Origin of the sequence: Dietzia sp. HMSC21D01, assembly GCF_001815995.1 — a bacterium.
Lineage (GTDB): Bacteria > Actinomycetota > Actinomycetes > Mycobacteriales > Mycobacteriaceae > Dietzia > Dietzia cinnamea.
Genome location: NZ_KV823897.1, coordinates 1 through 6,826 on the forward strand (window position 1 = coordinate 1; position 6,826 = coordinate 6,826).

Annotated in this window: 6 protein-coding genes; 1 reads left to right on the forward strand and 5 read right to left on the reverse strand. The window is 67.1% G+C overall.

Features of this window, described 5'->3' with window-relative positions:
• A partial coding sequence (locus HMPREF3086_RS08295; protein WP_210401848.1) for a cytochrome c oxidase subunit I occupies window positions 1-771 on the reverse strand: 771 nt, incomplete at its 3' end.
• 264 nt (window positions 772-1,035) lie between these two features.
• Here HMPREF3086_RS08295 and HMPREF3086_RS08300 point away from each other — a divergent pair.
• On the forward strand, window positions 1,036-2,172 hold the full coding sequence (locus HMPREF3086_RS08300; RefSeq protein WP_232303112.1) for an ABC transporter substrate-binding protein: 1,137 nt from the start codon (window positions 1,036-1,038) through the stop codon (window positions 2,170-2,172).
• Window positions 2,173-2,271: 99 nt separating this feature from the next.
• Here HMPREF3086_RS08300 and nrdF read toward each other — a convergent pair whose 3' ends face one another.
• The 4 genes from nrdF to nrdH all read right to left on the reverse strand — a co-directional run bounded on the left by nrdF (window position 2,272) and on the right by nrdH (window position 6,221).
• Window positions 2,272-3,288: a class 1b ribonucleoside-diphosphate reductase subunit beta gene (gene nrdF, locus HMPREF3086_RS08305; RefSeq protein WP_007627783.1), complete on the reverse strand. Its 1,017-nt coding sequence runs from the start codon at window positions 3,286-3,288 to the stop codon at window positions 2,272-2,274.
• A gap of 55 nt (window positions 3,289-3,343) precedes the next feature.
• Window positions 3,344-5,425: a class 1b ribonucleoside-diphosphate reductase subunit alpha gene (gene nrdE, locus HMPREF3086_RS08310; RefSeq protein WP_061229619.1), complete on the reverse strand. Its 2,082-nt coding sequence runs from the start codon at window positions 5,423-5,425 to the stop codon at window positions 3,344-3,346.
• 68 nt (window positions 5,426-5,493) lie between these two features.
• On the reverse strand, window positions 5,494-5,940 hold the full coding sequence (gene nrdI, locus HMPREF3086_RS08315) for a class Ib ribonucleoside-diphosphate reductase assembly flavoprotein NrdI (protein ID WP_007627785.1): 447 nt from the start codon (window positions 5,938-5,940) through the stop codon (window positions 5,494-5,496).
• A 50-nt stretch (window positions 5,941-5,990) separates the two neighbouring features.
• The gene (nrdH, locus tag HMPREF3086_RS08320) at window positions 5,991-6,221 is read right to left on the reverse strand and encodes a glutaredoxin-like protein NrdH (protein WP_007627786.1); all 231 of its coding nucleotides are present in this window, start codon (window positions 6,219-6,221) and stop codon (window positions 5,991-5,993) included.
• Between the last annotated feature and the right edge of the window lie 605 nt (window positions 6,222-6,826).

Below are 6,826 nucleotides of genomic sequence, written 5' to 3' on the forward strand. Positions count from 1 at the left end.
CTGCCACAGGATCGCCCCGCCGTTGGCCGGATCGTAGATCCGCCCACCGAAGGTGCGGTCGTAGAAGACGCCCAGGGCGGCGGCGGTGAGCAGCGGGAAGATGAGCAGGATCAGCACGGACGCCACGAGGACGTTCCACGTGAAGATCGGCATACGGAACATCGTCATGCCCGGGGCACGGAGACAGATGATCGTGGTGACGAAGTTGACGGCACCGAGGATGGTGCCGATACCGCCGATGCCCACGCCCAGGATCCACAGATCGGCGCCGACGTTGGGCGAGTGGATCTTGTCCGCGAGCGGCATGTACATCGTCCAGCCGAACGACGCCGCACCACCGGGGGTCAGGAAGCCCGACAGCATGATCGTGCCGCCGGCGGCGAACAGCCAGAAGCCGAGCGCGTTGAGACGCGGGAACGCCACGTCCGGGGCGCCGATCTGCAGCGGCATGATGTAGTTCGCGAACCCGACGACGATCGGGGTGCCGTAGAGCAGGAGCATCACCGTGCCGTGCATGGTGAACAGCTGGTTGAACTGCTCGTTCGACAGGAACTGCATGCCCGGGAAGAAGAGCTCCGCCCGGATGAGCAGGGCCATGAGGCCGCCGATGAAGAAGAAGATGAAGCAGAGGACGATGTACATGATGCCGAGCATCTTGTGATCGGTCGTCGTCAGCATCTTCCACACGAACGAGCCCGGCCGGGAGTTGCCGGTAGGTTCACCCGGTGGGTGGTCGAGTTCGTGGACCGGCTTGGGGGCCACTGCGGTCATAAGGGTCCTCCTGAACGCCTCACCCGACGTCGCGGGTCGAACCACCGACCCCACGTCGAACGCATAGGAATAGTGCGCGAGAGCAATCCTAACCCTCGGCTGAGAGCGACGCCCACCCGCCCCGTCCTTCTCGTCACCAGTAATCACCCCCGTTAACCGCGGCGCGGGCCGCCGCGCGGGCCAGGGTCGCGGAGCGGCCCCGGGGACCCGGGTCGACCTCGGTGGGAACGGCCCCGTCGGGCCCATCTCCTAGGCTGTTGTCCCATGACCGATTCCGTTCCCGTCCTCCGCCGGCGCTCCGGGCGGGGGTATACGCGGCGTGCTGTTCGGGCCGCGGCGCCGCTGGCGGCCGGTCTCGCCCTCGCGGCGTGCGGCCCCTCCCCCGTCGACATGGTCGAGCACCCCGTGACGACGACCCCGTCGCGGATGGCCGGTGAGGAGCTGCAGCGCTCCGCCGAGCCCGAGGAGTCGTGCGCGCCCGCACCGGTGCCCACGGAGTTCCCCGGCGCGGGCACCCGCAGGGTCGACACCACCGGGCCGGGCCCGGACAGCGTGTCGGTGCCGCGGTCGCCCGAGCGCATCCTCGCCCTCGGGGTGGGTGCGGTCGACACCGCCTGCGCTCTGGGACTGCAGGACCTCGTCGTCGGCACCTCCGGGCTGCCCCGCGACGCCGACGTCTACCTACCCGCTCCCCTCGTGGCTCTCCCGACCATCGACCTCGGCGGAGGCGCGGACGCCGGCGCGGTCGCCGACGCCGCGCGCGGCCTCACGCCCGACCTCATCGTGCTGGCCGGGTCACAGGATCTCGATCCCGCGGTCGTCGACGCGCTCGCCGACGTGGCGCCGACCGTCGTCTACTCCGCAGACGTCCTCGAGTGGGCCGAAGCGACCGAGTCCGTCGCCGACGCCTACGGCCGACCGCGGGCGGGCGGCGACCTGTTACTGGACGTCATCGACCGGGCGCGATTCACGGCCGGGGCGACCACGCCGTCGGACTCCTGGGTGTCCCTGGTCTCGGTCGCCGACGGCTCGGGTGCCGGGGCGCGGGTGCAGGACGCCGACACGCTCGGCTCGCTCATGTTGGAGGCGGTGGGCGCCGGGCGTCCGCCCGCGCAGCGCACCCGCGACGGCGAGCGGGTGCCGCCGCTGCCCGAGTCGCCCCCGCTCGGTGACGAACTCGACGGAGACGTCATCTTCGCCGTGGTGGGCGGTCGCCCCGATTCCGAGGAGGCGGCGCGGGAGGTCTTCGCCTCGGATCGGTGGACGGAGTTGGACGCGGTGGGCGCCAACCGGGTGTTCGTGGTGGACCGGGCCGTGTGGGAGGGCGCCGGTCCGGTCGCGGCCCGTGCGGTGCTGGAGGACATCCGGGGGTCGATCAACGGGATCGCCCCCGACGGCTAGTCGCGGACACCGCCCCCGACGGCTAGCACCGGAACAACGACGAAGCCCCTGCGACCGCTATCGGTCGCAGGGGCCCCACGGCGTTCTCGGGCGGCTGGGTCAGAAGTCCCAGTCCTCGTCCTCGGTGGCCTCGGCCTTGCCCATGACGTAGGAGCTGCCGGAGCCGGAGAAGAAGTCGTGGTTCTCGTCGGCGTTGGGGCTCAGCGCGGACAGGATGGCCGGGTCGACGTCGGTCTCGTCCTTGGGGAACATCCCCTCGTAGCCCATGTTCATCAGCGCCTTGTTGGCGTTGTAGCGCAGGAACTTCTTGACGTCCTCGGTCCAGCCCACCGGGTCGTAGAGGTCCTCGGTGTAGTCGGCCTCGTTGTCGTACAGCTCGAAGAGCAACTCGAACGTGTAGTCCTTGAGTTCGTCCCGCTCCGCCTGGGTGACGTGCTCGAGACCGCGCTGGTACTTGTACCCGATGTAGTAGCCGTGCACGGCCTCGTCCCGGATGATGAGCCGGATGACGTCGGCGGTGTTGGTGAGCTTGGCGCGCGAGGACCACCGCATGGGCAGGTAGAAGCCCGAGTAGAACATGAACGACTCGAGCATCACCGAGGCGATCTTGCGCTTGAGCGGGTTGTCACCGGCGTAGTAGCCGAGGATGATCTTCGCCTTGCGCTGGAGGTAGGGGTTCTCCTCCGCCCAGCGGAACGCCTCGTCGATCTGCGGGGTCGAGCACAGGGTGGAGAAGATCGTCGAGTAGCTCTTCGCGTGCACGGACTCCATGAACGCGATGTTGGTGAGCACCGCCTCCTCGTGCGGGGTCGAGGCGTCTGGGATCATGCTCACCGCGCCGACGGTCCCCTGGATCGTGTCCAGCAGCGTGAGTCCCGTGAAGACGCGGGCGGTCATCGTCTGCTCGTACTCGGTCAGGGTCTGCCATGACGGGATGTCGTTGGAGACCGGCACCTTCTCCGGAAGCCAGAAGTTCGTGGTGAGCCGGCCCCACACCTGGTCGTCGACCTCGTCGGGGACACGGTTCCAGTTGATCGCCGACACGCGGTCGACGAGCTTCGGCTGGATGCCGGCGGCGGGGCTGTGCGAACCCGGAGCGTGCAGCTCGGCGGTCATCGGTTCTCCTCCTGAAAGCAGGTGTGGATTGTGGCGCGGGACCGGGCCCGGAGGGTCAGAGCATGCACGAGACGCAGCCCTCGACCTCGGTGCCCTCGAGCGCGAGCTGACGGACACGGATGTAGTACAGGGTCTTGATGCCCTTGCGCCACGCGTAGATCTGCGCGCGGTTGACCTCGCGGGTGGTGGCGGTGTCCTTGAAGAACAGCGTCAGCGACAACCCCTGATCGACGTGCTGGGTGGCCGCCGCGTAGGTGTCGATGATCTTCTCGTAGCCGATCTCGTACGCGTCCTGGTAGTAGTCCAGGTTGTCGTTGGTCAGGTAGGGCGCCGGGTAGTAGACGCGCCCGATCTTGCCCTCCTTGCGGATCTCGATCTTCGAGGCCACGGGGTGGATCGACGACGTGGAGTTATTGATGTAGCTGATCGACCCGGTGGGCGGGACGGCCTGCAGGTTCTGGTTGTAGATGCCGTACTTCTGCACGTCCGCCTTGAGCGCGCGCCAGTCCTCCTGGGTGGGGATGGCGACCTCGGCCTCGGCGAAGAGCTGACGCACTCGGTCGGTGGCCGGCTCCCACGTCTGGTCGGTGTACTTGTCGAAGAACTCGCCGGAGGCGTACTCGGACTCCGGGAAACCGGCGAACCAGGTTCCACGCTCACGCGCGATCAGGTTGGAGGACCTGAGGGCGTGGTAGAGCACGGTGTAGAAGTAGATGTTCGTGAAGTCGATGCCCTCCTCGGATCCGTAGTGGATCCGCTCGCGCGCGAGGTAGCCGTGCAGGTTCATCTGCCCCAGGCCGATCGCGTGCGACTCGGAGTTGCCGCGCTCGATGGACGGCACCGAGTTGATGTGCGTCTGGTCGGACACCGCGGTCAGGCCACGGATGGCGGTCTCGATGGTCCGGCCGAAGTCGGGCGAGTCCATGGCCTTGGCGATGTTGAGCGAGCCGAGGTTGCAGGAGATGTCCTTACCCACGTGCGAGTAGGTGAGGTCCTCGTTGAACTCCGACGCGGTGGAGACCTGGAGGATCTCCGAGCACAGGTTGGAGTGCGTGATCTTGCCGGCGATCGGGTTGGCCCGGTTCACGGTGTCCTCGTACATGATGTACGGGTAGCCGGACTCGAACTGCAGCTCGGCGACGGTCTGGAAGAAGTGCCGGGCGTTGATCTTGGTCTTCTTGATCCGGCTGTCCTCGACCATCTCGTGGTAGTTCGCCGAGATGTCGACGTCCGCGAAGGGCTTGCCGTAGATCCGCTCGACGTCGTACGGCGAGAACAGGTACATGTCGTCGTTGCGCTTGGCGAGCTCGAACGTGATGTCCGGGATGACGACGCCCAGCGAGAGGGTCTTGATGCGGATCTTCTCGTCCGCGTTCTCCCGCTTGGTGTCGAGGAACTTGTAGATGTCCGGGTGGTGCGCGTGCAGGTAGACCGCACCCGCGCCCTGGCGCGCGCCGAGCTGGTTGGCGTAGGAGAAGGAGTCCTCCAGCAGCTTCATCACGGGGATGACGCCCGAGGACTGGTTCTCGATGTGCTTGATCGGGGCGCCGTGCTCACGCAGGTTGGACAGCAGGAGCGCCACGCCACCGCCGCGCTTGGACAGCTGCAGGGCGGAGTTGATGCTGCGGCCGATGGACTCCATGTTGTCCTCGATGCGCAGGAGGAAGCAGGACACGGGCTCGCCGCGCTGCTTCTTGCCCGAGTTGAGGAACGTCGGGGTGGCCGGCTGGAAGCGGCCGTCGATGATCTCGTCGACCAGCTGCCGGGCGAGGGTCTCGTCGCCGGCGGCGAGGGTGAGCGCCACCATGCAGACGCGGTCCTCGTAGCGCTCGAGGTAGCGCTTCCCGTCGAAGGTCTTGAGCGTGTACGACGTGTAGTACTTGAACGCGCCCAGGAAGGTCGGGAAGCGGAACTTCTTGGCGTAGGCGTGGTCGAACAGCTCGCGCACGAAGTTGCGCGTGTACTGGTCCAGGACCTCGCGCTCGTAGTAGTCCTTCTCGACGAGGTAGTCGAGCTTCTCGTCGAGGTTGTGGAAGAAGACCGTGTTCTGGTTGACGTGCTGGAGGAAGTACTCCCGCGCCGCCTGACGGTCCTTGTCGAACTGGATGTTCCCGTCCGCGTCGTAGAGGTTGAGCATGGCGTTGAGCGCGTGGTAGTCCAGACGCTGGCCCTCCCCCGCCTCTCCCGCGGTGGTGCTCTCAGGGTTCACGGTTGGTGCTGCCAAAACTCTTCCAATCCCTCTCGGACGCGGATGACGTCCTCGTGTGTGCCCATCAACTCGAAGCGGTAGAGGTACGGGACCCCCAGCTTCTTGGCGATCACGTCGCCGGAGCGACCGAAGTCCGCTCCGAAGTTGGTGTTGCCGCCGGCGATGACTCCCCGGCACAGACTTCTGTTGTGCGCGTTGTTGAGGAACGCGACCACCTGCCGCGGGACCGCGGCCCCGCTCTTACCCGTGATCTCGAGGCTTCCCCCGTAGGTCGGGACGATCAGAACATATGGGTCCGACACGACCGGCATGGGCTCGGTCTTCCGCACGGGTATCCGCACCGCCGGGAGACCGAGCTTGTCGACGAACCGCTTGGTGTACTCCGAGATGTTGGAGAAGTAGACGATCCTCACCGGCTGATCGGCCGGCAGCGGAGCCGCCATCGACGCCCCCTTGTCACAGGAACTCGAAAGGTGCTGGTGTCCTCGGGCCGTCAGGCCGCCACGGAGGCGAGGGCCTTGATGCGGTCCGGGCGGAAGCCGGACCAGTGGTCGGAACCGGCCACCACGACGGGCGCCTGGAGGTGCCCGAGGGCCATCACGTACTCGCGGGCCTCGTCGTCCACCGAGATGTCGACGACCTGGTACTCGATGCCCTGCTTGTCGAGCGCCTTGTAGGTGGCGTTGCACTGGACGCACGCGGGCTTGGTGTAGACGGTGACCATGTGTGTCTGGACCTCTTTCGGCACGGCGCCGGACGGCGCGAGGGGCTCTTCTGGTGATGGCCGTCTCGTCCGGGGTTTCGGCCCGGACGAAGGGTCGGCCGCGTGTCTGTCGGTGGTCGTGCGCCGAATCGCATGGATGGCATTCATCGGTGCTTCAACACCTCCCAACACTACCCCTAGTGGCGAGAAGGTCAACTGACCACAACATTTTGGTCTTACATCCCTGGAATTCCCAGGTCGTGATCCCGCCTTGTGGGATGCCCCTGCTCAGCGTGGAACCGGGGGCACCGGGGCCCTCAGCGGCGGGTGCACCACCCCATCGTGGCATCCCGGAGCGCGTTCCGGAACACGGTTTCGGCAACCCACAACGCGCCCCCAGAGCCCTCACAACGCGCCCCCGGTTGTCCCCATCCCTTCCACAGGTTGCCCACCATTCCGCTCGATTCCGCACCCTCGCCGTCACCCCCGCCGATCGGAGCGTCGGGACGTCGCGGGCGCAGGGTCGGGCGCCCTCTGAGGCCACCCTGGGAAGCCGTAGGACACCGCTGGTGGGCGCTGCCGACGGCGGCGGCGGGCGGCGGCGCGACGCCGGACCCCCGCCTAGT